We start from the raw sequence: 24,554 nt of genomic DNA, 5'->3' as shown, positions 1-24,554 counted from the left end.
TTGGCTAAGGTTCCAGCATTGCCAGGGAGAGCTGTATGACATCCGTCATTTTACCCGCCGTGCCAAGAGTATTGATCGCCGAGGCTGACCCCTGGTCGCGGGATCTGCTCAAGGAAGTGTTGTTGAACGTTCGCTGCGATGCGCGGCTGGACTTGTGTGCCGATGGCCAGCAAGCGCTGGAGTTACTGGCCGCCAAACCCTATGACCTGGTGATCGCCGACTGGGAGTTGCCGGGGGTCGATGGCCTGAATGTGCTGCGCAGCATCCGCCAGCGCAAACGCCAGCCGCCGCTGCCGTTTATCCTGATGAGCAGCCGCAACGACAGCGCCAGCGTGCGCGAGGCCCTGCCGCTGGCGCCGACTGCCTACCTGACCAAACCCTTGAACATGGACAGCCTGACCCAGCGCTTGCAGGGCTTGCTGCTGAGCGCCGGTGAAGAGGTGTCGTGCGAGGTGCCGTCGCTGGCGCCGGGGATGACCTTGTCGGTCTACCTGGAGCGTCGTCGCGAGCTGGCTGAAGGCGCGCCGTTGATGACCGACGTGCAATTGGCGGTGCAGCGCAGCCTCAATCCCAATGGCCTCGATCTGACCGCCCTGGAAGAGGAAATCCGCACCGATCCGCAAGTCACCGCAGTGCTGATCGCCGCCGCCAACAGTGCGGCCCATCATAACGGCGCGGCGGTGCAGACCTTGTCCCAGGCACTGCATCGGCTGGGCACCGGGCAAAGCATGAACCTGATTCTCGGCCTGGCGCTCAAGCGCAGTGCCAAACTCAGTGATCCGTGCCTGGCTGACTATGCCGAGCGTTACTGGAACCTGTCGCTGCACACGGCTGAATACGCGCGCACCCTGGCGCGTCTGCTCGATCTCGATCAGGAGCGCTGCTACTGCGCGGGCATGCTGCACCGTCTTGGCGATCTGGCGTTGCTGCGTTGCCTGCAGGAGTGGCAGCAGGCCGGCGGGCCACTGGATGATCTGGAAGAAGTGGGCGAGGCGTTGTCCGAATACGGTGCCGCCTACGGCTCGGCCTTGCGTACCCGCTGGCGCCTGCCGCTGGAGCTGCGCGAGCTGATTGCGGCGGCCTATCAGCTCGGTGGCGGGGTTTACTCGCGTGAAGCGCTGGTGATGAACATGGCGGCGCAGTTGGCGCGTCTGAACGAACATGAAGGCCTTGAGGCGCTGGCAAAAAGCCGCACGGCACGATTGCTCAAGATCGGATTGCCGGAATTGATGCGCCTGCGCAAGACGTAAGCGCGCCACCAGCCCGGTTCTTGCGGCATTGATCAGGCCGTGACAATCCGGTTCTTGCCCTCGCGTTTTGCCTGATACATTGCCGCATCGGCGCGGGCGAACAGGCTTTCCACGCTGTCGTCTTCAGCGGTCAGGCAGGTCAGGCCCTGGCTGACGGTGATGCCGAAGGCGTGGCCGTCGTGGCTGAAGCTCAAACGCTGGATTTCCCGTTGCACGCGCTCGGCCACCTGCAGGGCCATATCCGGTGTGCAGCCGGGAAACACTGCGGCAAACTCTTCGCCGCCGATACGCCCGAACAGATCATTGCGTCGCAACGCCGCCCGGCCGCTGTCGGCGATTTTTTGCAGCACGTTGTCGCCCTCCGGATGACCGTAGCTATCGTTAACGGTCTTGAAATCATCGATATCCAGCATCAGAAACGACAGCGGCTCACCTTGTTGACGTGCCAGCTCGAACTCGCGGCGCGCGCAATCGAAAAAGTGCCGACGATTGCTGCTTTGCGTCAGCACATCGGTGGTGGCCAGGCGGTGCAGCTCGGCTTCCATGAGCTTTTTCTCGGTAATGTCTTCGGCGATGCCGACGATGATTACCGGTTGCCCCGGTTCGGCCTGGCGGTTGATGAAACACTTGTCGCTGAGCCAGCGCAGCTGCCCATCGGCATCGGTGATGCGATATTCGCGGTCCTCCACTGCACCCGTTTCCAGCACTTCGGCCAGGCTGCGTTCGGCATACTCCAGGTCGTCGGGATGAATGCTGTCGCGCCACTGATTGCTGTCGGCCAGCAGCTGCTCGGCAGATCGGCCGAAAATCCGCTCATAGGCGGGGCTGACATAGAGCACCTGGCGCGTTTCCCAGTCGAGTGCCCAGAGTATGGCGTTGACGCTGACCAGCAAGGTGCTGAACAGCTGCTCGCGCTCGCTCAGGCGTGCGACTTCGCCTTGAGCGTGCATCAGTGCCATCAGGGTTTGCGCGGCCTCAGGCCATGTCGAAGGAGATGAGTCTTGCGGGTGTTTTTTGAGCATCGGCACAAATCTCAAAGGCATGCCGCGTATTCGACAGCGGCCACAACGAAGCCCGCCGGGGGTGGCGAAGTGTCTTTGAGATAAGGGAATTGAAACGAAGTTCCGAGCGGTGCGCCCCTGAACGGAGGCGCACCGATCAACGGCATCAGACAGCGGCAGGGCGCAGGGAGTAGGTCTTCAACTGATCGGCGAAATCACGCAGGGATTGAATCCCGCTGGCTTCGGCTTCGTGGACCCAGTCCTTGATGGCGGCGAGCATGTCGTGACCATTCGAACTGGTCTTGACCCAGATCTGCTGCAAGGCCAGGCGTTTCTCGTAAATTACCTTGAGCGCCTGACTGTGCTCGAGCATGTTCTGGATGCGCACGTGGTGCCTGTCGTCCAGCAGGCTGGTTTCTCGCGAAAGCAGGCGTTTGGCACGGTGGAACTGGTGACGGACAGAGTGATCGACCTTTTCCAGCTCTTGCTTGACCAGCGGGCCGATCACCAGCTTGCGGTACTGAGCCATGATCTGGAAACGGTTGTTGAGGATCGCCATGGCGGTGTCCATGTCCAGGCTGCCCTTGCCTTCAACGCGGTGGGCAATAGGCGCAACCCGCTGGACCTTGGCCAGACGCAGGAAGCTGAAGACTTTGATCCAGGCCCAGCCCAGGTCGAATTCCCACTTCTTCACCGACAGTTTTGCCGAGTTAGGGTAGGTGTGATGGTTGTTGTGCAGTTCTTCACCGCCAATCAGGATGCCCCAGGGCACGAGGTTGGTCGCCGCGTCACGGCATTCGAAGTTGCGGTAGCCGACGGCATGGCCCAGGCCATTGACCACGCCGGCAGCCCAGACCGGGATCCACATCATCTGGATGGCCCAGATGGTGATGCCGATGGTGCCGAACAGCAGCACGTCGATGACGCCCATGATCGCCACGCCCAGCAGCGGATAGCGGCTGTACAGGTTGCGCTCGATCCAGTCTTCGGGGCAGTTCTTGCCGTAGATACGCAGGGTCTCGGGGTTTTCCGCTTCGGCGCGGTACAGCTCGGCACCTTTGCGCAGCACGGTGGACAAGCCTTTGACGACCGGGCTGTGCGGGTCATCTTCGGTTTCGCATTTGGCGTGATGCTTACGGTGGATGGCGGTCCACTCGCGGGTGTTCTGCGCCGTGGTCAGCCACAGCCAGAAACGGAAGAAATGTTTGAGCGCCCCATTCAACTCAAGGGAGCGATGGGCCGAGTAGCGATGCAGATAAACCGTGACGGCGATAATCGTGACATGGGTCATCAGCAGGGTGACTGCCACCAGTGACCAGGCCGACAAGCCTAGAAAACCTTCGTACCACATAGGCTGTAGGGCCCTCGATAAAGAAAAAAACAGCCGTTGCATTATCACTAAGCCCACACAGAAAACCAGTCGCCCTTTCAGATAAGAGTGGCTGGATGTGTCGGTAAACTATAATTCCTATCTTTTGTGTAAGGACATGGATCGCCGAATGTCTGCCATCTATCGCGATGCATTGCGTGCAGCGCTGCTTTATTTGCTGTTTTCTGTCGTCTGGCTGCTGTCCAGTGGCTATTTATTGAACAGTTTCTTCGATGATTCCGCCGAGAGGATGCGCTGGCAACTGATCAACGGTTACCTGTGGGTGCTGTTAAGTGCCGGCCTGATCTTCATTGCCCGGGCGCGCCTGCTTCGCTGCCTGGGTCTGGGTGCCAGGCTGCGACAGCGCGAGGCCGATCGCGAGCGCCTGCGTCAGGCGGCAGCGGTGTTCGATTGCACTCACGAAGGCGTGCTGGTCACCAACATGCAGGGGCTGATCGTCCATGTGAATCGGGCGTTCATGCAGATCACCGGCTACCAGTCCGAAGACGTGCTGGGTCAGCGGCCCAGTCTGTTCAAGTCCGGGCGTCATCATCCCGAGTTCTACCAGGCCATGTTCGCGACCTTGCGCACCAGCGGGGAATGGAGCGGGGAAATCTGGAACCGACGCAAAAGCGGCGAAATCTACCCTCAATGGCAGACGATTCGTCTGGTGCGCGACGAGGATGGTCACCCAAGCCACTACGTAGCGGTATTTTCCGACATCAGTGCGATCAAGAACTCCGAGCGGGAGCTGATGCGCCTGGCCCATCACGATCCATTGACCGACCTGCCCAATCGCTTGCTGTTCACCGACCGCGCGGAACAGGCATTGGCCTCGGCGCAGCTTCACAAGCGCGGTTGCGCGCTGCTGATGATCGATCTGGATCACTTCAAGATGATCAACGACAGCCTCGGGCACACCATTGGCGATCAACTGCTCAAGGCGGTAGCGGAGCGTCTGGCCGCCATGTTCGGCCCCGGCGTGACCCTGGCGCGGCTGGGCGGTGACGAGTTCGCCGTGCTGGCCGAGAGCTGCCCGCAACTGGTGCAGGCGGCGGCGATGGCCCAGCGCATCATCGACGGCCTCAAGGAGCCGTTCCTCATCGAAGGCCATCAGTTGTTCATCAACACCAGCATCGGCATCAGTCTGTTCCCCAGCGATGCCTTGAGCGTTGAGCAATTATTGCGCAATGCCGACTCTGCGCTGTTCAAGGCCAAGAGCACCGGGCGCAACGACTATGCCCTGTACACCGAGGAGCTGACGGCCCATGCCCAGCAGCGGGTCGAGATCTCTTTCGAGCTGCGTCGAGCGCTGGATTTGAATGAGTTGCGGGTCCATTACCAACCGGTTCACGACCTCAAGACCAGCCGCCTGATCGGCGTCGAAGCGCTGGTGCGCTGGGAGCATCCGCAACGTGGGCTGATATCGCCGGCGGAATTCATTCCGGTCGCCGAGCGCACCGGGCTGATCGCCGAGATCGATGCGTGGGTCATGGGCCAGGCGTGTCGGCAGATGTGCCAGTGGCAAGAGGACGGGGTGGTGTTGTCCTTTGTCGCAGTGAACGTGTCGTCGCGGTTGTTTGCCCGTCGCGAGTTGTACCAACAGGTGGCGCAGGTGCTGCACGACACCGGGTTGGCCCCGGCCTGCCTGGAGCTGGAAGTCACCGAAAGCGCGGTGATGGACGATCCGGAAGTGGCGCTGGAGCAGATGCACCGCTTGCGCGAATTGGGTGTACGCCTGGCCATCGATGACTTCGGCACCGGCTATTCGTCGTTGCTGCGGCTCAAGCGTTTGCCGGTGCAGAAACTCAAGATCGATCAGGGTTTCGTCGCCGGTTTACCCTGGGATGAAAACGACGCGGCGATCTCGCGGGTGATTATCGCCCTGGCCCAGAGCATGGGCATGCAGGTGCACGCCGAGGGGATCGAACAGGTCGAGCAAGCCGCTTTCCTGCTCGAGCAAGGCTGCGACCTGGGCCAGGGTTACTGGTTTGGACGGCCGATGCCGGCGCAGCAGCTGGATTGGTCTCGGGCGCCAGCAATCAAATAACGCGCTAATGCACATTAACTTGTGGGAGCAAGCTCGCTCCCACAAGGTTTTGGCGATCTCGAAAAACCGCAATTCCCCGCAAACCCTTGTCCCGCCAAATAATGTCTTCTGGTTATATAAACATTCTTAAATAGTCTTTTTAAGAATATCTGCGCCTCACTACTATTGGTCTCACGCCGCAAGCAGTGCCGACACTGCGAGGCAACCTCTCAGTTGAAGGAGCAGCACCATGAGCGCATCCCTGCGTAGTGTCGACGGTCAAGACGAAGCCACCATCCTGCGTGAAATCCAGAGTGCCCTGCGCGACCTGCGCTTCGGTGCCGTGGAAATCACCGTGCACAACGCCCAGGTGGTGCAGATCGAGCGCAAGGAAAAATTCCGTTTGCAGCAGCCTGGCAACAAGCCGGGCTGAGGCGAAACAGGCAACGCGATTTCCGAAATCCCATAAGAAAAAGCCAATACCCCCAGATTTCCAGGAGCTTTCACCATGTCGTCGATTCGCCACTTCGCTTTGGCCGCTCTGGCCAGCGCTCTTTTTGCCGGTTCCGCGGTTGCCAAGGACTACGAGCTGCTCAACGTGTCGTATGACCCGACGCGCGAGCTGTATCAGGACTACAACGCCGAGTTCATCAAGTTCTGGCAGAAGGACCACGCTGGCGACACCGTGAAGATCCAGCAGTCCCACGGCGGTTCGGGCAAACAAGGTCGCGCGGTCATCGACGGCCTGCGTGCCGACGTGGTGACCCTGGCCCTGGCCGGCGACATCGACGAAATCGCCAAACTGGGTAAAACCTTGCCGGCGGACTGGCAGAAACGCCTGCCGGAGGCGAGCACTCCTTACACTTCGACCATCGTGTTCCTGGTGCGCAAGGGCAACCCGAAGGGCATCAAGGACTGGGGCGACCTGATCAAGAACGATGTGTCGGTGATCACGCCAAACCCGAAAACCTCCGGCGGTGCGCGCTGGAACTTCCTCGCGGCCTGGGCTTATGGCCTGAAAGCCAACGGCGGTGACGAAGCCAAGGCCAAGGAATACGTACAGACCCTGTTCAAGCACGTTCCCGTGCTGGACACCGGCGCCCGCGGTTCGACCATCACCTTCGTCAACAACGGTCAGGGTGACGTGCTGCTGGCCTGGGAAAACGAAGCTTTCCTGGCGCTGAAAGAAGATGGTGGTGCGGACAAGTTCGACATCGTCGTGCCTTCGCTGTCGATCCTCGCCGAGCCGCCGGTGGCGGTCGTCGACAAGAACGCCGAGAAAAAGGGCAACGAGCAGATCGCCGAAGCTTACCTCAAACACCTGTACAGCCCGGCCGGCCAGGAAATTGCCGCGAAGAACTTCTATCGCCCGCGGGACAAGGACGTCGCCGCCAAGTACGCCCAGCAGTTCCCGAAACTGGAGCTGGTGAGTATCGACAAGGACTTCGGCGGCTGGAAAAGCGCGCAGCCGAAATTCTTCAACGACGGTGGTGTGTTCGACCAGATCTATCAGGCACAGTAATCTTAAATAGCCATCAACGAGCCCCGGATTCACCTCCGGGGCTTAGTGCGTTTCTTGACCAAGGACTTTTATGTCGCGTCGTATCTCCCCCGTCATACCCGGCTTCGGGCTGACGCTGGGCTACACCTTGGTGTACCTCAGCCTGATTGTGCTCATACCCCTGGCGGCAATGTTCGTGCATGCCGCCCAACTGACCTGGGACCAGTTCTGGGCAATCATCTCGGCACCCCGCGTGCTGGCAGCGTTGAAGCTGAGCTTCGGCACCGCGCTTTGCGCCGCGATCATCAACGGCATCATCGGCACGCTCCTGGCCTGGGTATTAGTGCGCTATACCTTCCCTGGACGAAAAGTGATCGACGCCATGATCGACCTGCCGTTCGCCTTGCCGACGGCAGTGGCCGGTATCGCGCTCACCGCGTTGTATACCCCTACCGGGCTGGTGGGTCAGTTTGCAGCGGATCTGGGTTTCAAGATCGCCTACACCCCTCTGGGCATCACCCTTGCCCTCACTTTTGTGACACTTCCATTCGTGGTACGTACCGTACAGCCGGTATTGGCCGATATTCCCCGTGAAGTGGAAGAAGCGGCGGCGTGCCTGGGAGCAAAACCCTTGCAGGTTTTCCGCCATATCCTGCTGCCGGCGCTGTTGCCGGCGTGGCTCACCGGTTTCGCCCTGGCCTTTGCCCGCGGGGTCGGCGAGTACGGTTCGGTGATTTTCATCGCCGGCAACATGCCGATGAAAACCGAGATCCTGCCCCTGCTGATCATGGTCAAGCTCGACCAATACGATTACACCGGCGCTACCTCCATTGGTGTACTGATGCTGGTGGTTTCCTTCGTCCTGTTGCTGCTGATCAACCTGTTGCAGCGGCGCATCGAAACCCCATAAGGAGGCGGCACCATGTCCCAATCGTCTATCGCTGCCGCTTCTTCGGCCAACGCTGCCCGCCGTGGCAGCGCGACTTCGCGGCGCATCCTGATCGGCTTAGGCTGGTTGATTTTTGCCCTGTTCCTGCTGTTGCCACTGTTCATCGTGGTGTCCCAGGGCCTGAAACTGGGGCTGGGCGCGTTCTTCACCGCGATTTTCGAACCAGACGCCTTGTCGGCACTGAAACTCACGGTGATTGCCGTACTGATCTCGGTGCCGTTGAACCTGGTGTTCGGCGTCAGTGCCGCCTGGTGCGTGAGCAAGTATTCGTTCCGCGGCAAGAGCATGCTGGTGACGCTGATCGACTTGCCGTTCTCGGTGTCGCCGGTGATCGCCGGTCTGGTCTACGTGCTGATGTTTGGTGCCCAGGGCCTGTTTGGACCGTGGCTGCAGGATCACGACATCCAGATCGTCTTCGCCCTGCCGGGCATCGTGCTGGCGACGATTTTCGTTACCGTGCCGTTCGTGGCGCGGGAGCTGATCCCGCTGATGCAGGAACAAGGCACCCAGGAAGAGGAGGCCGCGCGCCTGCTCGGGGCCAATGGCTGGCAGATGTTCTGGCACGTCACCGTACCCAACATCAAATGGGGCCTGATTTATGGCGTGGTGCTCTGTACCGCGCGGGCCATGGGCGAGTTCGGTGCGGTCTCGGTGGTTTCCGGGCACATTCGCGGGGTGACCAACACCTTGCCGCTGCACGTCGAGATCCTCTACAACGAATACAACCACGTGGCCGCGTTCGCCGTGGCGAGCCTGTTGCTGATCCTGGCGCTCTTCATCCTGCTGCTCAAGCAGTGGAGCGAAAACCGTATTAACCGCCTGCGCGCCAGCGCCGCGGAGGAATAAGTCATGTCGATCGAAGTGCGTAACGTCAGCAAGAATTTCAACGCGTTCAAGGCGCTGGACAACATCAGCCTGGACATCCAGAGCGGCGAACTCGTCGCGCTGCTCGGCCCGTCGGGCTGCGGCAAGACCACGCTGCTGCGGATCATCGCCGGCCTGGAAACCCCGGATCAGGGCAACATCGTGTTCCACGGTGAAGACGTGTCCGGCCACGACGTGCGTGATCGCAACGTCGGTTTCGTGTTCCAGCACTATGCGCTGTTCCGCCACATGACCGTGTTCGACAACGTCGCCTTCGGCCTGCGCATGAAGCCCAAGGGCCAGCGCCCGAGCGAAAGCCAGATCGCCGCGAAGGTGCACGAACTGTTGAACATGGTGCAGCTCGACTGGCTGTCGGACCGCTACCCGGAGCAACTGTCCGGTGGTCAGCGCCAGCGTATCGCCCTGGCCCGCGCCCTGGCGGTGGAACCAAAAGTGCTGCTGCTCGACGAGCCTTTCGGCGCACTCGACGCCAAGGTCCGTAAAGAGCTGCGCCGCTGGCTGGCGCGTCTGCACGAGGACATCAACCTGACGTCGGTCTTCGTGACCCACGACCAGGAAGAGGCCATGGAAGTCGCCGACCGCATCGTGGTGATGAACAAGGGCGTGATCGAGCAGATCGGTTCACCGGGTGACGTCTACGAAAACCCGGCCAGCGACTTCGTCTATCACTTCCTCGGTGATTCGAACCGCTTGCACCTGGGGGATGACAACCATGTGCTGTTCCGTCCGCATGAGGTGTCGCTGTCGCGCCACGAGCTGGAAGACCACCACGCCGCCGAAGTGCGCGACATTCGTCCGCTGGGTGCGACCACGCGGGTGACGCTGAAGGTGGAAGGGCAGAGCGATCTGATCGAAGCCGAAGTGGTCAAGGATCACGACAGCCTGACCGGCCTGGCCAAGGGCGAAACGCTGTTCTTCAAGCCGAAGGTCTGGCAGAAGGTCGCCAACCTCTAAGCAAAAGCTTCTCGGGCGAGCTCGCTCCTGCAGGAGCGAGCTCGCCCGCGATGTCGACGACTACAGCGCTCCCAGCAACCCACTCTGCAACACCAGCACACAGCCCAAGCCAATCAGGATCGCACCACTGAAGCGCGGCACAAACCGCTGGCAACCCGGTGTCGACAACGGCCCGAGCAGCAGCGAGGCGCCCAGCACCGCCGCTACATCCGCCAGTGAAAACACCAGGTTCACAAAGCTGCCCAACAGTAGAAACTGCAACCACGCCGGTGCCGAACTCGTGACGTCGACGAACTGCGGCAGAAAGGTCAAAAAGAACAGCGCGGTCTTCGGGTTGAGCACTTCAACCACCACACTGTCACGCAGCACGCCGGGCTCCTGTCCCTCGACCTTTTCGACAACCCGCCCGCTTTTGACAATCATCGACCCGCCCAGCCAGATCAGATATCCCGCCCCGGCCAGCCGTATCACGTCGAACGCCATGGGCGCGGCATGCAACAACGCTGACAGGCCAAACGTCGCCCCGGCGATATGTGCATAACAACCCAGGTGTATGCCCAGCGCGGCTTTCAGCCCGGCGCGTCGGCCATGGGCCAGGGTCTGGCTGGTCATGTAGAGAATGGCCGGGCCCGGCATGCAGGCAAAGGCGATGGTCGCGGTGGCGAAGGGAATCCAGAGTTGCAGGGACATGGTGGTGCTCTTCCATTGAGTGAGTGCCGCAAGGCATGTTCTGGAAGACGCCGGACAGGGGAGGCAGATGAACTACAGGCAGCGCGTTACCAGTGCTGCAAGGTTATGGCGGGGGCGGTGGCGCAGAAATACGACAGCTGCCGTATTTTATCCGCGACCTGCGCGCAGGATGCTGTGCACCACACCTCAGCCCACAGGCAGGCCGAGCCGGACGGCATACACCGCCAGTTCCGCGGTGTTGTGCAGGTCGAGTTTGCGCATCAGGTTTTCCCGATGCTTGCGCACGGTCAGCGGGCTGATGTGGAGGGTGTCGGCAATGTCGCGCGCCGAAGAGCCTTGGGCGACCAGGCTGAGGATTTGTTGCTCGCGTTTGGTCAGTACCGCGTTGGCAATCAGGTGATCGCCGGGGTTGCTGCTGCCATGACCATCCACCGCAAAGCGTACGGCGACCGCCAGGTAGCGTTTGTTCTGCTGGATGGCATCGATCGCGTCGAGCAGCTCCTGGCTTTCATCGGCCTTGGTCACGTAGGCCTGCACACCGGCATCCAGCACCCCGCGAATGGTGCTCAGCTCGACATTGGCTGTCAGCACGAGGATTTTCAAACGAGGAAAGTCGGTGCGCAGGTCGCGGATGAATTGCAGGCGATTGACCCCGGGCATGCCCAGGTCGAGCAGCAGGAGGTCAATGCGCTGCGCTGCCAGAGCCGCGAGAATATCGTCGCTGTTGGCGGCTTCGGCGACGACCTGCAAGTCGTCCCGGATCGAGAGCAGAAACCTCAGGCCGTCGCGCACGATGCTATGGTCATCGGCAATCAGGACGTTCAGGCGCTTCACTTCCATTTGTAGTCGCTCTTATTTTTGAGATGTCGTCATGCCCGAGATCATTGCGCGCAAGTATTTCGTCGATCTGTTGTTTCGACAATCCTACGCGGTGCTATTTGCCAACTTCGTCATACCCTGGCCGGTGGCCTTCGTGTTCAGGCACGCCGTGCCCTGGAGCTGGAGTGCCGTGTGGATTGTGGCGATGTACGGTTTGACGACCTGCCGTGTCCTGCACTCGCGGCGTTACTTTGCCCAAGCCAAGCGAGATGTCTCTCTGCGGCCGCAGCATTGGGGCTGGCTGGCGGCGGTGTTGTCCTGGCTGTCGAGCCTGCTCTGGGGCGTGCTCGGATGGATCGGATTTGCCACGGGCGACCCGCAGTTGCAGGCGTTCACCTGCGTGGTGCTGACCGGCCTGGTGTGTGGTGCCGTGCCTTCGCTGTCAGCGTTCCCGGCGGCCTATGCCGGCTCACTGATCGCGATGCTGGCGCCGATCACCTTACAGTGTCTGCTGACCTCCGGGGAGGTTTACACCACCTACCTGTTTTTCCTCGCCTGCCTGGCCGGGGTGAACCTGTATTACAGCCGGGTCACCTGGCGAACACTGCACGAGACCATCCGGCTGCGCCTGGAAAACGTCGATCTGGTTCGGCGCCTGGAACAGGAACGCGACCGTGCGCAGGCAGCCGACCAGGCCAAGTCGCGCTTTCTCGCCGCGGCCAGTCACGATCTGCGCCAGCCGATCCACGCCCTCGGGCTGTTTGTCGCCGGCCTTGCCTCATTGGCCGAACGCGGTGCCGTGGCGGCAGACAAGGCTCGCGATCTGGCGACTCGCCTGGCAACGGTCATCGGCAACCTCAGTGGCTTGCTCAACGGTTTGCTTGATATCTCCCGCCTTGATGCCGGTGTGGTCGCCGTCACTCGCGAAACGGTGTCGGTGGAGCGTCTGTTTGCCGATCTCAGTGACGAGTTCAGCGCCAATGCCAGGGCGCGAAACCTGCGTTGGCGGGCGCGTCCGGGCCAGTTCTGGATCGACACCGACCCGGTGTTGCTCAAGCGCATGCTCGACAACCTGCTGTCCAACGCAATTCGGTACACCGAGCAGGGCAGTGTCTTGCTCGGCTGCCGACGTCGCAAGCACAGTCTTGAAATACAGATATTCGACACGGGGCCGGGCATTGCCAGCGAGCACCGTGATCAAATTTTTGAGGAGTTCGTGCAACTGCATAACGCTGAACGTGATCGCAGCCAGGGGCTAGGTCTGGGATTGGCGATCGTGCGTCACACTGCGCGGCTATTGGGGCATGACATTCGCGTCACGTCGGTGGAAGGACGCGGCTCGATGTTCTCCGTGAAGGTGCCTTTGGTGGCGGCGCCCGCCCTGGCGCAACCGCACACAGTCGCGGCAGCACAAGCGGACAGCCTCGGCATTCTGATCATCGACGATGAGCGCACAGTGCTGGACGCCTTGCGGCAGTTGCTCGAAGTCTGGGGCCACAGGGTGTATGCCGGTGCATCGGTGCGAGAGGCCTGCGATGAGCATGGCAAGGCGGCCGAAAACGGACCGGCCGCCGTGCACCTGATTCTCAGCGATTTTCGCCTGAGCGGCATGAACGGCCTGGAGGCGATCCATCGTGCCCGTGGCTACCTCAATGCGGTGGTGCCGGCGATCATCATCACCGGCGACACATCATCGGCCTGCCTTGAAGAGACGGCGGCGAGCCATTTTCGGGTACTGCAAAAACCCCTCGATGCCGGGTTGCTGCGCGACAGCCTGAAAGCGTGCCTGGAGTCCCGGCGCGTGGGTTGAAGTACTCGTCAGACGCTGCCCGAGCGCCCGTGTGCCAGCGACCTGACCGGGCCGGAACGTTGCTCGATCTGCTCTTTGAGGTCATGGCGCAGGCCAAGCATGAACGCCAGTTCGGCGACCACGAACAACGGCCCGACGATCAAGCCGCTGACGTCGTCGACGAACGCCGGTTTACGCCCTTCGTAATGGTGGCCGACAAACTGGATCACCCAGCCGATCACGAACATCCCCAGGCCGCTGCTCAGCCAGACCAGGGTGCTTTGCTGTGCCAGTACGTGACCGGCCCAGACACAGAGCCCGAGCAACGCAGTCATCAACACGCCCAGACGCAGTTCCAGGCGCAGGTAAAACCACGCCGACGCCAGCGACGCCAATACGGCCGGCGATACCCAGATACTCCCTATCGACCATTGCGGGCGTGACAGCAGTACCGCGACAGCAACCACGATCAACGGGATGCCGATGAAGTGGGTAGCGATGTTGCGCGGGTCGCGGTGATACGCAGCGTATTGACTGAGGTGGTCGACGAGGCTTTTCATTGTTGTTCTCCTGTAGGGTGACGGGATCATGCCCTCGGGTGGCGCGGTGCTCTGTCAACCAGGCGACAATCTTTAGGAGTTTTCATGGATATGCAGCTGTGGCGTCCTCAACTGATGCGCGGTCAGTGGTTCAGCCATTTGCCGGTGTCTTTTCAGGATAGCCTGCTGGCCGCTGCCCGGTTGCGGCGCCTGACGTCGGGCCAGGCCCTGTTCAAACGCGGCGACCCGCCCTGCGGACTGTACGCGGTGCTCGAAGGCGCGGTACGTGTGGGTGCCGTGAGTGAGCAGGGCAAAGAGGCTTTGTTGAGCTTGATCGAGCCGCCGCACTGGTTCGGCGAAATCTGCCTGTTCGACGGCCAGCCGCGTACCCACGATGCGTTCGCCGCAGGCCCTTGCACCTTGCTGCACATTGCGCAAAACACCTTGCTGGCGCTGCTTGAAACACAGCCCGGGTACTGGCGCCATCTGGCATTGTTGATGAGCCAGAAACTGCGCATGACCTTCATCAACCTTGAACAGCTGAGCCTGCTGCCGGCCCCGGCACGCCTGGCCCACCGTCTGTTGATGATCGCCGAGGGCTACGGCCAGACCACCCCGCCGCGTAGCGTCCTGCAACTGCCCCAGGAACAATTGGCCTCTATGCTGTCGCTGTCGCGCCAGACCACCAACCAGATCCTCAAGGACTTGCAGGGGCAAGGGATTATTGGCCTGAGTTACGGCGAGATCGAGATTCTCGATGCAGCGCGGTTGCGGGCAGTGGCCACGATTTAAAAGTCTACGCAGGCCTATTGTAGGAGCGAGCCTGCTCGCGATAGCGGACTCTCAGTCACCATATCAGTGTCTGACAGACTGTGATCGCGAGCATGCTCGCTCCTACAGGGAATGTGTGACCTTCAGAGCTGTCGTCAACCGCACTCGATCACCTCAACCCATCCCGAAACTGCCCCGGCGTCATCCCCGTCCAGCGTTTGAACGCGCGGCTGAAACTGCTGGTGTCGGCAAAGCCGAGTAGATAACTGATCTCGCTCAGCGATACCTGCGGGTCACGCAGATGCAACAGCGCCAGGTTCTCGCGGCTTTCGTTGAGCAGCGTGTCGAACCGACAACCCTCGTCCGCCAGGTGCCGTTGCAGGCTGCGCAGGCTCAGGTGCAACGCCTTGGCAATGTGTTCGGCACTGGGCTCGCCTTCGGGCAGTTGTTCTTCGATGGCATCGCGAACCTTGCGCTCCCAGGTCAACGGCTTGAGTTGCGCCAGGGTGCGCTTGAGTACGGTCTCGTTGTGTTCGGCCAGCTCCGGGTTGGCGTCGTCGAGGTGGCTGTCGAAGTCGACGAAGGCGAACTCCAGGCGGTCCTCGTCGGCGCCGAAATGCACCGGTGAGCGAAAGACTTTGTGCCACTGATGCGCGTCTGCTGGTTCCGGGCGGCGCAGGTAGGTGGCCAGCGGGGCGTAGTCGCGGCCCAGGCGGTTACGGCAGGTGCGCACATAAATCGCCATGAAGGCGTCGATGGCTTCGAAAGCCGGGGCCGGATTGCCTGGCGGAATTTTCAAGTGAAAACGGTAGCGGTCCTCGCCGCGCGTCAGCTCCAGTTCCAAAGCATCACTGACCACCTGGTGATAACGCACGATACGTTCGAACACTTCCCGCAGGCTGCCGCTGGCCACCAGGGCATAACCCAGTGCGTGGAAGGTGGTCGGGCTGACAAAACGCGATACCCGCAAGCCGAGCGCCGGGTCGCCGCTGGCCTGCACCGCCAGTTCCCACAAGCGCGTGGTGCCCGACAGCGGATAGCGCGCATTGGGGTCGTCCATCCATTGCGGGTCGAGCCCTGCTTGCTGGCACAGGTCAGTGCTGTCGAGGCCCAGGGCGTCGAGTTGCTTGCGCAGGGCGCGGGTCCAGCTGGCGAGGGAGGTCGGTTCGGTCATGCTGATTGGCGCTTCCGGTCAACAGGTTGGCGTTCACGGCTACCGCGATGCGAGGGCTCGCAAGGCAGGATGCATCCATCAATAACCAGAGGATGGAAGCATGAACGGTACTTCTGCAAGCCCCCAACGACTGAATGCAGCTCAACGATCTGCGCATATCCGTGAAGTGGTGCTGGCCAGGGGGGTGGGGTTGCGTGAGCAATACCCGATTCTCAAGCATCAGGACGCCATCGGCGCGAGCATTCTGGCCTTTGCCCTGGTCGGCATGATCGGTTCGGCAGCGCTCTACATCACGGGGCACATGGCCTGGTGGGCGTGCCTGCTGCTCAACGGTTTTTTCGCTTCGCTGACCCATGAGCTTGAACACGACCTGATCCACAGCATGTATTTCCGCAAGCAGAAGGTCCCGCACAACCTGATGATGGGCCTGGTCTGGCTGGCGCGGCCGAGCACGATCAACCCGTGGATTCGTCGCCATTTGCACCTCAATCACCACAAGGTCTCGGGCTCGGAAACCGACATGGAAGAGCGCGCCATCACCAACGGCGAGCCCTGGGGTTTCGCGCGGCTGCTGATGATCGGCGACAACATCATGTCCTCGGTGATCCGCATGCTGCGGGCCAAGACCTGGGCCATGAAGCTCAACATCCTCAAGCGCACGCTGAAGGTCTATGCACCGCTGGCGCTGATGCACTGGGGCGCGTGGTACGTGTTTCTCGGCTTCCACGCTGCGAACGGCATTGCCCATCTGATCGGTACGCCGATCGAATGGTCGGCGACCACCCTGTCGGTGATGCAGGTGATCGACATCGCCGCCGTGGTGATCATCGGCCCGAACGTGTTGCGCACCTTCTGCCTGCACTTCATCAGTTCGAACATGCACTACTACGGCGACATCGAGCCGGGCAACGTGATGCAGCAGTGCCAGGTGCTCAACGCGCCGTGGTTGTGGCCGTTGCAGGCGTTCTGCTTCAACTTCGGCAGCAGTCATGGCATCCATCACTTCGTGGTGAAGGAACCCTTCTACATTCGCCAGCTGACGGTGCCGGTGGGGCACAAGGTGATGCGCGAGATGGGTGTGCGCTTCAATGACTTCGGCACCTTTGCGCGGGCGAACCGGTTTGTGCGCAAGGATGAGGTGGTGGCTGAAAAGGTGGGTGCAGCTCGGGCTTGATGGTTATCTGTCAGGGCCTCATCGCGAGCAAGCTCGCTCCCACGAGTTTTTTGGATGAATGCAAAATTTGCGTTCAGCACAAATCCCTGTGGGAGCGAGCTCGCTCGCGATAGCGGTGGTTCAGACTGAGTCAATCCGGCTGAAACGGCGACTCACTCAAGATCACCCCGGTCTCATCCACATACCGCTGCCAATGCTCGATCAAGTCATTGAGCTTCTGCGGCTGGCTCAGTGCCAGGTCATGAATTTCCCCCGGATCATTGCCCAGGTCATACAGCTGCCAGGTCGCCGGCCCAACTGGCCCCGGAATGTAGACGGCTTTCCATTGCCCCTGGCGAATCGCCCGTCGCCCGAACAACTCCCAGCCGGTCACCGTGTGCTCATCGTGCACTTCGGCGGTTTCACCCGAGAGGAAGCCCAACCACGACTTTCCGCGCACCTCGGCCACCGGTTTACCGTGCCATTGCTTGCCCGGATGACGCACGCCTGCGAGGTCGAGGATGGTCGGGGTGATGTCCATTACCGTGCCGAAACCATGGCTGATCTGCCCCTTGAGCGGCAACTGCGGGTAGTGCACCAGCGCCGGTACGCGAATCCCGCCTTCAGTGGTGAAGGCCTTGAACAGGCGCGATGGCGCCGTCGCCACCTGTGCCCAGTTCGGCCCGTACCAGACGTAGGAATTGGCGCGGCCGATGTTGTCCAGGCTGTTGTCGTAATGCTGGTTCAGATAGGTCAGCAACTGCGGGCCGAATTTCGGGAAGGCTTCGAGCAACGCGCCCTCGGCGCCGTTATCGGACATGAACAGGATGAAGGTATTGTCCAGTTGCCCTTGCTGGCGCAGATAGTCGACGACGCGCCCGATGTTCCAGTCCATGCGCTCGACCATCGCCGCATACACCTCCATGGCCCGCGCGGAAATCTGCCGTTGCTCGTCGCTCAAGGCGTCCCATTGTGCGGTCAGTTCGATCAGCGGATGGGGTTCGACGTCAGCTTCGATCAGACCCAGTTGCTTGAGCTTTTCCAGACGCTCCAGGCGCAGGACTTCAGGGCCGACGTCATAGCGCCCGCGATATTTCTCGACCACCTCGGCCGGCGCCTGCAACGGCCAGTGCGGCGCGGAAAACGGCAGGTAGGCGAAGAACGGCCGGGTCTGGTCACGCTCCTTGAGGTATTGCAGCAGCTTGTCGCCGAAGGCATCGGAGGAGTAGAAATCCTTGGGCAATTCATCGATGAACTGGTCGTCCTCGATGTACAGCGCCGGGGTGGATTTCAGCAGACGCGGCGTCTGCTCGTCGTAGGTTGGCTCGAAACCATAGTGATTGGCGGCGCCCGGCAGCAGCGAAAACGATCGCTCGAAACCCCGCGCATGAGGCGCCAGTTCAGCGGTCAGGCCCAGGTGCCATTTGCCGCTCATCAAGGTCTGGTAACCGGCCTCGCGCAAAAGCTCGGGCAGGGCGACCACGCGGTCGTTCAGGTGGCCTTCGTAGCCGGGTTTGCCGATCAGGTCCGGGGTCAGCGCCTCGGCCATGGTGCCGATACCGGCGATGTGGTGGTCGGTGCCGGTCAGCAGCATCGAGCGGGTCGGCGAGCAGGTCGGCGCGGTGTGGAAGTCGGTCAGGCGCAGGCCATTGTTGGCCAGGGCATCCAGGTTCGGCGTACTGATTTCGCCACCGAAGGCACCGAGATCGGAGAAGCCGAGGTCATCGGCCAGGATCACCAGAAAGTTGGGACGTTGCGGCATCAAGCAGTTCCTTTTTCAGTAGGCAATGTAGGACAGCGGCAGATCGCGAACCTGAACCGGCACGGGAGGTTGGTAGTGATCGTCGCTGGTGAGTTCGTGCAGGAGTTCTTCGCGCAATTGGTGGAAATCGAAACTGCTGCGCTGGCGCGGATGGGGCAGGGCAACCTCGACCACCTGCTTGATGCGGCCGGGGCGCGGCTCCATCACCACCACGCGGTCGGCAAGGAAAATCGCTTCCTCGACATCGTGGGTCACCAGGACGGTGGTGATTTTTGCCCGCTCGCGGATCGCCAGCAGCTCGTCCTGCATCTGCTGGCGGGTCAGCGCATCGAGGGCGCCGAAGGGTTCGTCCAGCAGCAAAATTCGTGGGCTCGCGACCAGCCCGCGGGCGATGGCCACGCGCTGGGCCATGCCCCCGGAGAGTTGATGCGGGTAGGCGCGGGCAAAGTCGCCCAGGCCCACCAGCTCGATGAAATCGTTGATGCGTTTGTGCTTCTGCGCGGCGCTCAGCGGTTCGTTGACCAGGCCCAGGCCGATGTTGTCGGCCACGCTCAGCCACGGGAACAAACGGTGTTCCTGAAAGACGATGCCGCGCTCGCTGCCGATGCCGCTGACGGCCTTGCCATCTACGGTGATCTGTCCGCGAAACTGTATGTCCAGGCCCACCAGCAAGCGCAGCAGCGTGGACTTGCCGCAACCGCTGGAGCCGACGATGGCGACGAATTCACCTTCGGCGATGTCCAGGTTGAATTCGCGAATGGCCTCCAGTTCGAAGCCGTCGACGTCAAAGGTCTTGCCTACGTGAGTGAAGCTGACAATGGGTGCGTTCATGCGTGTCTCCAGCGAGTGGCGCGGATTTCCAGGCGTTGGCCAATGAGGTTGAGCAGGGCGCCGGTGAGACCCACGAGCAGCATCCCGGCCATGATCAGGTCCATGCGCAGCAGTTGCTGGGCACCGATCATCTGGCTGCCGATACCGCCATTGGACGGCATGAAATATTCGGCGCCGATGGTGCCGAGCCAGGCGTAGATCAGGCTCAGGCGCAGCCCGGCGAAAATCCCTGGCGCTGCGCCGGGCAGCACCAGCCGACGCAGGCGCTGGCGCAGGTTGAGGCGCAACACCCGGGCGGCTTCATTGAGCTGTGGCGAGAGGTTGGCGACGCTGCGCTGAGTGGCGATGAACAGCGGAAAAAACGCGGCGAGGGCGACGAACACCCACTTGGCCAGTTCACCCAGACCGAACCACGCCGTGAGCAACGGCACCCAGGCAAAAATCGCGATCTGACGAAGGGCGGCGAGGGTCGGGCCGAGCACGCGCTCACAGGTTCCCGACAGCCCCAGCAGCAAGCCGAGGGTGAACCCGAGGCTGCCACCGAGCAGCAATCCGCCAAGGGTTCGGCCCAGGCTCAGGGCCATGCCACCGATCAAGGTGCCGTCGAGCAAACCGTTCCAGGTCGTCTGCAAAACGATCACAGGACTGACCAGGATATTCGCGTCGATCCACTGCTGATCCGTGGCGACTTGCCAGAGCGCGAACAACGCCAGCGGCAACAGCCACGGCTGCAAGCGCTGCCAGCCTTGATAACGCGGACCACGACGGATTTCCGCGGTGGCCGGGTGCGGCCAGTGCACCAGGTATTTGTCCAGCAGGCCGATGCCGCGGTCCATCGCCACGCCCATCACGCCGATCACCACGATGCACACGAACACGATGTCGAGCATGAACAGCTGCCGCGCCCAGACCATCAAGTAACCGATGCCCTCGCTGGAGGCGAGCAGTTCCACGGCGAGCAATGAGGTCCAGCCGGCAGCGAGGGCCAGGCGTACGCCGGCCATGAATGCGGGCAGTGCTGCCGGCAACACCAGACGGCGAATCAGCAGGTGCGAGGGCAGGCGCAGTACGGCAGCGGCTTCACGCAGTTTGGGCTGGGCGTCACGCACGCCGACCAAGGTATGCAGGGTCACCGGCACCACGATGGCCTTGATCAGCACCACCAGTTTCAGCACTTCACCGATGCCGAAGAACACCATGAACAGCGGAATCCAGGCCAGGGTCGGGACCTGTGCCAGCCCGGTGAACGTCGGGAACACCAGACGTTCGAGTCTCCGGCTGAAACCCAGTGCCGCACCCGATACCGCCCCGACACTGACCCCCGCAAGAAGCCCCCAGAACAGGCGTTGCAGGCTGATCCACAAGTGGCTCCACAATTCGCCTTGGGACAGTTCCAGCGCGCTGTTCCAGACCAGCGAAGGCGTCGGCAGGATCTGCTCGCTCATCCAGTGATTGCGGCTGGCCAGCCACCAGAGTGCGAACAGCAGAGTCGGCAGTATCCATGCCAACAGGCGATGACTGAGGCCAGGCCAAAAGGACCTGCCACCCAGTGGCGGAGCAACCAGCGGCAGGCTGAGAAGCGAAACACGGGCCATGGGAGACCTCCGTTGAGCTGAGCGAGGTGTATGCAAAATCGATCTATAAAAATGAAAATCAATTCTATTGAGCGATAAGAAAATTCATTTAAAGCCTGTCGACCAGCCCGTATCCAATGCCTTCGCTGAATATTTTCGATGCGATTCAGGCATACCCGCCGAAGAGGTCCGTGTACCTTGATTTAGATCAAAAAGATCTAAAAATGTGAATTTATAGTATTTAAGTGTTGGACAGATTTAGGCCTAGGTTCGGCTTCTGAACGCCCGATTCCCAAGGAGCCGCACCCATGAGCCTTCCCTTCAAAAGAGTCATCAGCCTGTTTGCCCTGACGGGTTTTCTCGCCTTCACCGCCAATGCCGCCGAACTCAAGGAAATCCGCATCGCCGTGCCGGACCTCAGTGCCGGTACCCAACACAGCGGTGGCGGCGTGGTGGACGTGCTGCGCGATCAACAGATTTTCGAAAAGGCCTTTGCCGAGCAGGGCATCAAGATCCAGTGGAATTTTTTCAAGGGTGCAGGCCCGGTGATCAACGAGGCGTTTGCCAACGGTCAGGTAGACCTGGCGTACCTCGGCGATCTGGCGGCGATCATCGGCAAGTCCAACGGCCTCGATACGCGCCTGCTCAGTGCGTCGGCGCGAGGGGTCAAACATTACCTGGGGGTGGTTCCGGGGTCGGGCATCAAGACCTTGCAAGACCTCAAGGGCAAACGCGTGGCGATCTTCCGTGGCACTGCCAGCCAGTTGTCGTTTGATGCAGCGCTGGCCAGCCAGGGCTTGAGCGAGAAGGACGTGAAGGTCATCAACCTTGACTTCAATGCAGCGGTGGCGGCGCTCGCGGCGAAGCAGATTGACGCGTCCTGGAGTGGTTCCGGGCTGACGGCATTGCAGGCCAAAGGCCTGGCGGAGCTGCCGCTCACCACCAAGGACCTTGCGGGGGCCGGCAGCGTGCAGGCGGTTCTGGTGGGGACCGGGAAGTTTGTCGATGAGCATCCCGAGGTGGTCGCCAAACTGCTCAAGGCCCAGCAGCAGGCCGTGGACTGGTTGACCCAGGAGAGCAACAAGGACGCCTACGTGCAGTTGGTCTCGGGGCTGGCCAGTTATCCGCCGGTGATTCTCAGCCAGGACCTGCAGGATCAGAAGTTGAGCGAGGTGTTCCCCTCGACGCTCGATCCGGTGTTCCTTGGCAAATTGCAGGATGCGGTGGACCTGGCTGCGCAGCAGAAGCTGATTCGCAAGCCGTTCAAGGTCAGTGACTGGGTGGTGCCGGAGTTGGCGGCGGCCAAGCTCTGAATCTTTGTCATCAAAGCGGACGCCTTCGTCGAAACGCCGCCGGGAGACAAGCCTGCTCCCATAGGGGAGCTCTGTCGAACACAAGATTTGCGTTCTCTGAAGATCAAATGTGGGAGCGAGCTTGTCTCCGGGCGGCGTTCCGACGAAAGGGCCATCAAACCGCGACAGCGATCTGCTGGTTGTCCACCGCCACCAGCGTCTCGATCATGGCCCGCGCCGCCGGCGAAAGACGAAACCCCGCGCGACTGACAATGCCGCAGCGCGCGTTCATGCTCTCGATGTTCTGCGGCAAATTGCGCCAATGCAGTTGCACCAGCGAACCCTGGGCAATGTCTTCGATAAACGCCTCTTCCGTGCCCACGCCAATGGCGTTCGATTGCAGCACCACTTTGACCAGCGCCGGAAAATGCTCGGTCTCGATGGTCGGTGAAAAATCCACGCGCCCGCTGAGGTTGGCCAGCAGCTTGCGAATGCCCGGCGGGATCATCGTGGTCGCCAGCGGGTAGTCGAACATGTCGTTGGTCGACAGGCTTTCCTTGACCAGCAGCGGATGCCCCGGGCGGCAGAAAAACACCCCGCGCTTGGGCGTCAGTGCCTGGGTCTGGAAGTTCGGGTCGGCTTCGAAATGGCGAATGTCGGCGATGAAGAATTCGATCTCTTCACGGCTCAGGGCGCGGCTGAGTTTTTCCCAGTTGTCCACCTCGAAACAGGTGCGCACTTTCGGGTGCGCAGTGATGAACTGCGCCACCGCATCCGGCACCAGTTTCACCGCCGGGGCCGGGCCGCAACCGAAGCGCAATTCCCCGGCATCGAGCTTGGTCATCTGCGTCACTTCAGAACTGAGCAACGCCGCGCCCTGCACCAGGCTGCGGGCATGTTGCAGCACCACCAGGCCTTCTGGCGTGGGGCGCAGGTCCTTGTTGCCACGGTCCACCAGCACACAGCCGAATTCGTGTTCCAGCCCCTGGATACTGCGGCTGAAAGCCGGCTGGGTGATGCCCATGGCCTCGGCGGCGCGGACGAAACTGCGGTGTTCGTCGAGGGCGATGAAGTAACGCAACTGGCGAAGATCCATATGCTTTTCCGGCATCCTAAAAATAGCTCGAAGGCATTTGCGACGAGGGTTGACTGAGGTTTTAAATGCAACCTCTTATTCCGTCAACGAAGCATGTAGTTATCTATTAGATCTAAATTGAATATAGATAGAGCCATGATTCGCCGCCGGACAACCGCAAGCTGTCTGATGAGGGTCTACCCATGAGCAATGCCGCTTTCGCCGTACAACCCGCTGTTCACGCGCTTGAAATACACCCGGTGGCCGGACGCATCGGTGCCGAAATCCGTGGTGTGCAACTGTCCGGCGAGCTGGATGCCGCCACTGTTGAAGCCATTCAACAGGCGCTGCTGCAATACAAGGTGATCTTCTTTCGCGAGCAGACCCAGCTCGATGATCAACGTCAGGAAGCGTTCGCCCATCTGCTGGGTGAACCGGTGGCGCACCCGACGGTGCCGGTTCGCGAAGGCACCCGTTACCTGCTTGAGTTGAACGGTGCCGAGGGCCAGCGAGCCAGTTCCTGGCACACCGACGTGACCTTCGTCGAGGCTTACCCGAAAGCCTCGATCCTGCGCTCGGTGGTGGCCCCGGCGTTCGGTGGCGACACCCTGTGGGCCAATACCGCTACGGCCTACGAAGGGCTGGCGCCGGAGTTGCGTGAACTGGCCGACAAACTGGTGGCCGTGCACAGCAACGAATACGACTACGCCGGCGCCAAGCCGGACGTCTCGGCGGAGAAGCTGGAGCGTTATCGCAAGATCTTCACCTCGACCGTCTACGAGACCGAGCACCCGGTGGTGCGTGTACACCCGATCAGCGGCGAAAAAAGCTTGCTGCTGGGGCATTTCGTCAAGCGCATCAAGGGCTATTCCCAAACCGATTCGGCGCACCTGTTCGGCCTGTTGCAAAGCCACGTGATCCGTCAGGAAAACATCGTGCGCTGGCGTTGGAAGGCCGGTGACGTGGCGATCTGGGACAACCGCTCGACCCAGCATTACGCAGTGGATGACTACGGCACTCAAGACCGCATCGTGCGGCGGGTGACCCTCAAAGGTGAAGTGCCGGTGGGGGTGCATGGGCAGGTCAGCCAGACCGTGAAAGGGCCGGAGATCGGCGGCGTCTGAGCCAACGCTATCGCGAGCAAGCT

The 24,554-nt window shown here is 61.2% G+C and carries 22 protein-coding genes; 12 read left to right on the top strand and 10 right to left on the bottom strand.

The features are described from left to right. Nucleotides 1–35: 35 nt before the first annotated feature. Nucleotides 36–1,250, top strand: coding sequence for an HDOD domain-containing protein (locus EIY72_RS03280; RefSeq protein WP_093227887.1), 1,215 nt, complete (start codon nt 36–38; stop codon nt 1,248–1,250). A gap of 32 nt (nt 1,251–1,282) precedes the next feature. Here the strand turns inward: EIY72_RS03280 and EIY72_RS03275 are convergent, their stop codons facing one another. Both EIY72_RS03275 and desA read right to left on the bottom strand, forming a co-directional pair. Beyond that, nucleotides 1,283–2,272 (bottom strand): sensor domain-containing diguanylate cyclase, encoded by a 990-nt coding sequence (locus tag EIY72_RS03275; protein WP_093227885.1) that lies wholly within the window; start codon nt 2,270–2,272, stop codon nt 1,283–1,285. A gap of 145 nt (nt 2,273–2,417) precedes the next feature. Continuing rightward, on the bottom strand, nt 2,418–3,602 hold the full coding sequence (gene desA, locus EIY72_RS03270) for a delta-9 fatty acid desaturase DesA (protein WP_093227882.1): 1,185 nt from the start codon (nt 3,600–3,602) through the stop codon (nt 2,418–2,420). A 148-nt stretch (nt 3,603–3,750) separates the two neighbouring features. Between desA and dibA the strand changes: the two genes are divergently transcribed. From dibA to EIY72_RS03240, 6 genes are all read left to right on the top strand, one after another. After that, entirely contained in the window at nt 3,751–5,670 is a 1,920-nt protein-coding gene (gene dibA, locus EIY72_RS03265; protein ID WP_093227880.1) for a phosphodiesterase DibA, read from the top strand. 229 nt (nt 5,671–5,899) lie between these two features. Then, nucleotides 5,900–6,082, top strand: a complete 183-nt coding sequence (gene oscA, locus EIY72_RS03260; protein ID WP_007975618.1) for a sulfur starvation response protein OscA — start codon at nt 5,900–5,902, stop codon at nt 6,080–6,082. A gap of 75 nt (nt 6,083–6,157) precedes the next feature. Beyond that, complete coding sequence (locus EIY72_RS03255) at nt 6,158–7,171, top strand: sulfate ABC transporter substrate-binding protein (protein ID WP_093227877.1); 1,014 nt, start codon at nt 6,158–6,160, stop codon at nt 7,169–7,171. Between the two features lie 70 nt (nt 7,172–7,241). Next, nucleotides 7,242–8,060 (top strand): sulfate ABC transporter permease subunit CysT, encoded by an 819-nt coding sequence (gene cysT, locus EIY72_RS03250; RefSeq protein ID WP_007972956.1) that lies wholly within the window; start codon nt 7,242–7,244, stop codon nt 8,058–8,060. A gap of 12 nt (nt 8,061–8,072) precedes the next feature. Then, entirely contained in the window at nt 8,073–8,945 is an 873-nt protein-coding gene (gene cysW, locus EIY72_RS03245; protein WP_046031356.1) for a sulfate ABC transporter permease subunit CysW, read from the top strand. A gap of 3 nt (nt 8,946–8,948) precedes the next feature. After that, on the top strand, nt 8,949–9,938 hold the full coding sequence (locus EIY72_RS03240) for a sulfate/molybdate ABC transporter ATP-binding protein (protein WP_093227870.1): 990 nt from the start codon (nt 8,949–8,951) through the stop codon (nt 9,936–9,938). A 60-nt stretch (nt 9,939–9,998) separates the two neighbouring features. Here EIY72_RS03240 and EIY72_RS03235 read toward each other — a convergent pair whose 3' ends face one another. Both EIY72_RS03235 and EIY72_RS03230 read right to left on the bottom strand, forming a co-directional pair. Further along, complete coding sequence (locus tag EIY72_RS03235; protein WP_093227867.1) at nt 9,999–10,628, bottom strand: LysE family translocator; 630 nt, start codon at nt 10,626–10,628, stop codon at nt 9,999–10,001. A 186-nt stretch (nt 10,629–10,814) separates the two neighbouring features. Further along, nucleotides 10,815–11,468: a response regulator gene (locus EIY72_RS03230; protein WP_093227864.1), complete on the bottom strand. Its 654-nt coding sequence runs from the start codon at nt 11,466–11,468 to the stop codon at nt 10,815–10,817. A 31-nt stretch (nt 11,469–11,499) separates the two neighbouring features. Here EIY72_RS03230 and EIY72_RS03225 point away from each other — a divergent pair, with 31 nt between their 5' ends. Beyond that, a complete protein-coding gene (locus tag EIY72_RS03225; protein WP_093227861.1) occupies nt 11,500–13,257 on the top strand; it encodes an ATP-binding response regulator in 1,758 nt (585 codons plus the stop codon). 8 nt (nt 13,258–13,265) lie between these two features. Here EIY72_RS03225 and EIY72_RS03220 read toward each other — a convergent pair whose 3' ends face one another. After that, the gene (locus EIY72_RS03220) at nt 13,266–13,796 is read right to left on the bottom strand and encodes an Mpo1 family 2-hydroxy fatty acid dioxygenase (protein WP_093227858.1); all 531 of its coding nucleotides are present in this window, start codon (nt 13,794–13,796) and stop codon (nt 13,266–13,268) included. Between the two features lie 84 nt (nt 13,797–13,880). Here EIY72_RS03220 and EIY72_RS03215 point away from each other — a divergent pair, with 84 nt between their 5' ends. Next, nucleotides 13,881–14,567, top strand: a complete 687-nt coding sequence (locus EIY72_RS03215) for a Crp/Fnr family transcriptional regulator (protein WP_093227855.1) — start codon at nt 13,881–13,883, stop codon at nt 14,565–14,567. A gap of 148 nt (nt 14,568–14,715) precedes the next feature. Here EIY72_RS03215 and EIY72_RS03210 read toward each other — a convergent pair whose 3' ends face one another. Next, nucleotides 14,716–15,720, bottom strand: coding sequence for an AraC family transcriptional regulator (locus EIY72_RS03210; protein WP_093227852.1), 1,005 nt, complete (start codon nt 15,718–15,720; stop codon nt 14,716–14,718). Between the two features lie 100 nt (nt 15,721–15,820). Between EIY72_RS03210 and EIY72_RS03205 the strand changes: the two genes are divergently transcribed. Next, nucleotides 15,821–16,894 (top strand): fatty acid desaturase, encoded by a 1,074-nt coding sequence (locus tag EIY72_RS03205; RefSeq protein WP_093227849.1) that lies wholly within the window; start codon nt 15,821–15,823, stop codon nt 16,892–16,894. Between the two features lie 130 nt (nt 16,895–17,024). Here the strand turns inward: EIY72_RS03205 and EIY72_RS03200 are convergent, their stop codons facing one another. Genes EIY72_RS03200 through EIY72_RS03190 form a run of 3 tightly spaced genes read right to left on the bottom strand, consistent with a single transcriptional unit; the run spans nt 17,025 to nt 21,061 of the window. Then, nucleotides 17,025–18,635, bottom strand: coding sequence for an arylsulfatase (locus EIY72_RS03200; RefSeq protein WP_093227846.1), 1,611 nt, complete (start codon nt 18,633–18,635; stop codon nt 17,025–17,027). 15 nt (nt 18,636–18,650) lie between these two features. Beyond that, on the bottom strand, nt 18,651–19,466 hold the full coding sequence (locus EIY72_RS03195; RefSeq protein WP_093227843.1) for an ABC transporter ATP-binding protein: 816 nt from the start codon (nt 19,464–19,466) through the stop codon (nt 18,651–18,653). Further along, complete coding sequence (locus tag EIY72_RS03190) at nt 19,463–21,061, bottom strand: ABC transporter permease (protein ID WP_093227840.1); 1,599 nt, start codon at nt 21,059–21,061, stop codon at nt 19,463–19,465. The genes EIY72_RS03195 and EIY72_RS03190 overlap by 4 nt, the downstream gene beginning before the upstream one ends. Before the next feature lie 287 nt (nt 21,062–21,348). On the opposite strand from EIY72_RS03190, the gene EIY72_RS03185 reads away from it, so the two are divergent. Further along, nucleotides 21,349–22,353, top strand: coding sequence for an ABC transporter substrate-binding protein (locus EIY72_RS03185; RefSeq protein WP_093227837.1), 1,005 nt, complete (start codon nt 21,349–21,351; stop codon nt 22,351–22,353). A 154-nt stretch (nt 22,354–22,507) separates the two neighbouring features. Here the strand turns inward: EIY72_RS03185 and EIY72_RS03180 are convergent, their stop codons facing one another. After that, nucleotides 22,508–23,428 carry a LysR family transcriptional regulator gene (locus EIY72_RS03180; protein ID WP_093227834.1) on the bottom strand — a complete coding sequence of 307 codons (921 nt, stop codon included), beginning with the start codon at nt 23,426–23,428 and terminating at the stop codon, nt 22,508–22,510. A 182-nt stretch (nt 23,429–23,610) separates the two neighbouring features. Between EIY72_RS03180 and EIY72_RS03175 the strand changes: the two genes are divergently transcribed. Continuing rightward, nucleotides 23,611–24,531 (top strand): TauD/TfdA dioxygenase family protein, encoded by a 921-nt coding sequence (locus EIY72_RS03175; RefSeq protein ID WP_093227832.1) that lies wholly within the window; start codon nt 23,611–23,613, stop codon nt 24,529–24,531. Nucleotides 24,532–24,554: the final 23 nt, after the last annotated feature.

The organism is Pseudomonas vancouverensis (assembly GCF_004348895.1).
Taxonomy (GTDB): domain Bacteria; phylum Pseudomonadota; class Gammaproteobacteria; order Pseudomonadales; family Pseudomonadaceae; genus Aquipseudomonas; species Aquipseudomonas vancouverensis.
Note: the sequence above shows the minus strand (reverse complement) of the source record. Positions and strands in the feature narration are given on the sequence as shown.

Bases quoted from the DNA above. Each gene is read 5' to 3' on its own strand.
- EIY72_RS03280 (WP_093227887.1), top strand. From the start codon at position 36: ATGACATCCGTCATTTTACCCGCCGTGCCAAGAGTATTGATCGCCGAG.
- EIY72_RS03175 (WP_093227832.1), top strand. From the start codon at position 23,611: ATGAGCAATGCCGCTTTCGCCGTACAACCCGCTGTTCACGCGCTTGAA.
- EIY72_RS03235 (WP_093227867.1), bottom strand. From the start codon at position 10,628: ATGTCCCTGCAACTCTGGATTCCCTTCGCCACCGCGACCATCGCCTTT.
- EIY72_RS03205 (WP_093227849.1), top strand. From the start codon at position 15,821: ATGAACGGTACTTCTGCAAGCCCCCAACGACTGAATGCAGCTCAACGA.
- EIY72_RS03185 (WP_093227837.1), top strand. From the start codon at position 21,349: ATGAGCCTTCCCTTCAAAAGAGTCATCAGCCTGTTTGCCCTGACGGGT.
- EIY72_RS03275 (WP_093227885.1), bottom strand. From the start codon at position 2,272: ATGCTCAAAAAACACCCGCAAGACTCATCTCCTTCGACATGGCCTGAG.
- EIY72_RS03215 (WP_093227855.1), top strand. From the start codon at position 13,881: ATGGATATGCAGCTGTGGCGTCCTCAACTGATGCGCGGTCAGTGGTTC.
- oscA (WP_007975618.1), top strand. From the start codon at position 5,900: ATGAGCGCATCCCTGCGTAGTGTCGACGGTCAAGACGAAGCCACCATC.
- dibA (WP_093227880.1), top strand. From the start codon at position 3,751: ATGTCTGCCATCTATCGCGATGCATTGCGTGCAGCGCTGCTTTATTTG.
- cysT (WP_007972956.1), top strand. From the start codon at position 7,242: ATGTCGCGTCGTATCTCCCCCGTCATACCCGGCTTCGGGCTGACGCTG.
- EIY72_RS03220 (WP_093227858.1), bottom strand. From the start codon at position 13,796: ATGAAAAGCCTCGTCGACCACCTCAGTCAATACGCTGCGTATCACCGC.
- EIY72_RS03190 (WP_093227840.1), bottom strand. From the start codon at position 21,061: ATGGCCCGTGTTTCGCTTCTCAGCCTGCCGCTGGTTGCTCCGCCACTG.
- EIY72_RS03195 (WP_093227843.1), bottom strand. From the start codon at position 19,466: ATGAACGCACCCATTGTCAGCTTCACTCACGTAGGCAAGACCTTTGAC.
- EIY72_RS03240 (WP_093227870.1), top strand. From the start codon at position 8,949: ATGTCGATCGAAGTGCGTAACGTCAGCAAGAATTTCAACGCGTTCAAG.
- desA (WP_093227882.1), bottom strand. From the start codon at position 3,602: ATGTGGTACGAAGGTTTTCTAGGCTTGTCGGCCTGGTCACTGGTGGCA.
- EIY72_RS03200 (WP_093227846.1), bottom strand. From the start codon at position 18,635: ATGCCGCAACGTCCCAACTTTCTGGTGATCCTGGCCGATGACCTCGGC.
- EIY72_RS03255 (WP_093227877.1), top strand. From the start codon at position 6,158: ATGTCGTCGATTCGCCACTTCGCTTTGGCCGCTCTGGCCAGCGCTCTT.
- EIY72_RS03180 (WP_093227834.1), bottom strand. From the start codon at position 23,428: ATGGATCTTCGCCAGTTGCGTTACTTCATCGCCCTCGACGAACACCGC.
- EIY72_RS03230 (WP_093227864.1), bottom strand. From the start codon at position 11,468: ATGGAAGTGAAGCGCCTGAACGTCCTGATTGCCGATGACCATAGCATC.
- cysW (WP_046031356.1), top strand. From the start codon at position 8,073: ATGTCCCAATCGTCTATCGCTGCCGCTTCTTCGGCCAACGCTGCCCGC.
- EIY72_RS03210 (WP_093227852.1), bottom strand. From the start codon at position 15,720: ATGACCGAACCGACCTCCCTCGCCAGCTGGACCCGCGCCCTGCGCAAG.
- EIY72_RS03225 (WP_093227861.1), top strand. From the start codon at position 11,500: ATGCCCGAGATCATTGCGCGCAAGTATTTCGTCGATCTGTTGTTTCGA.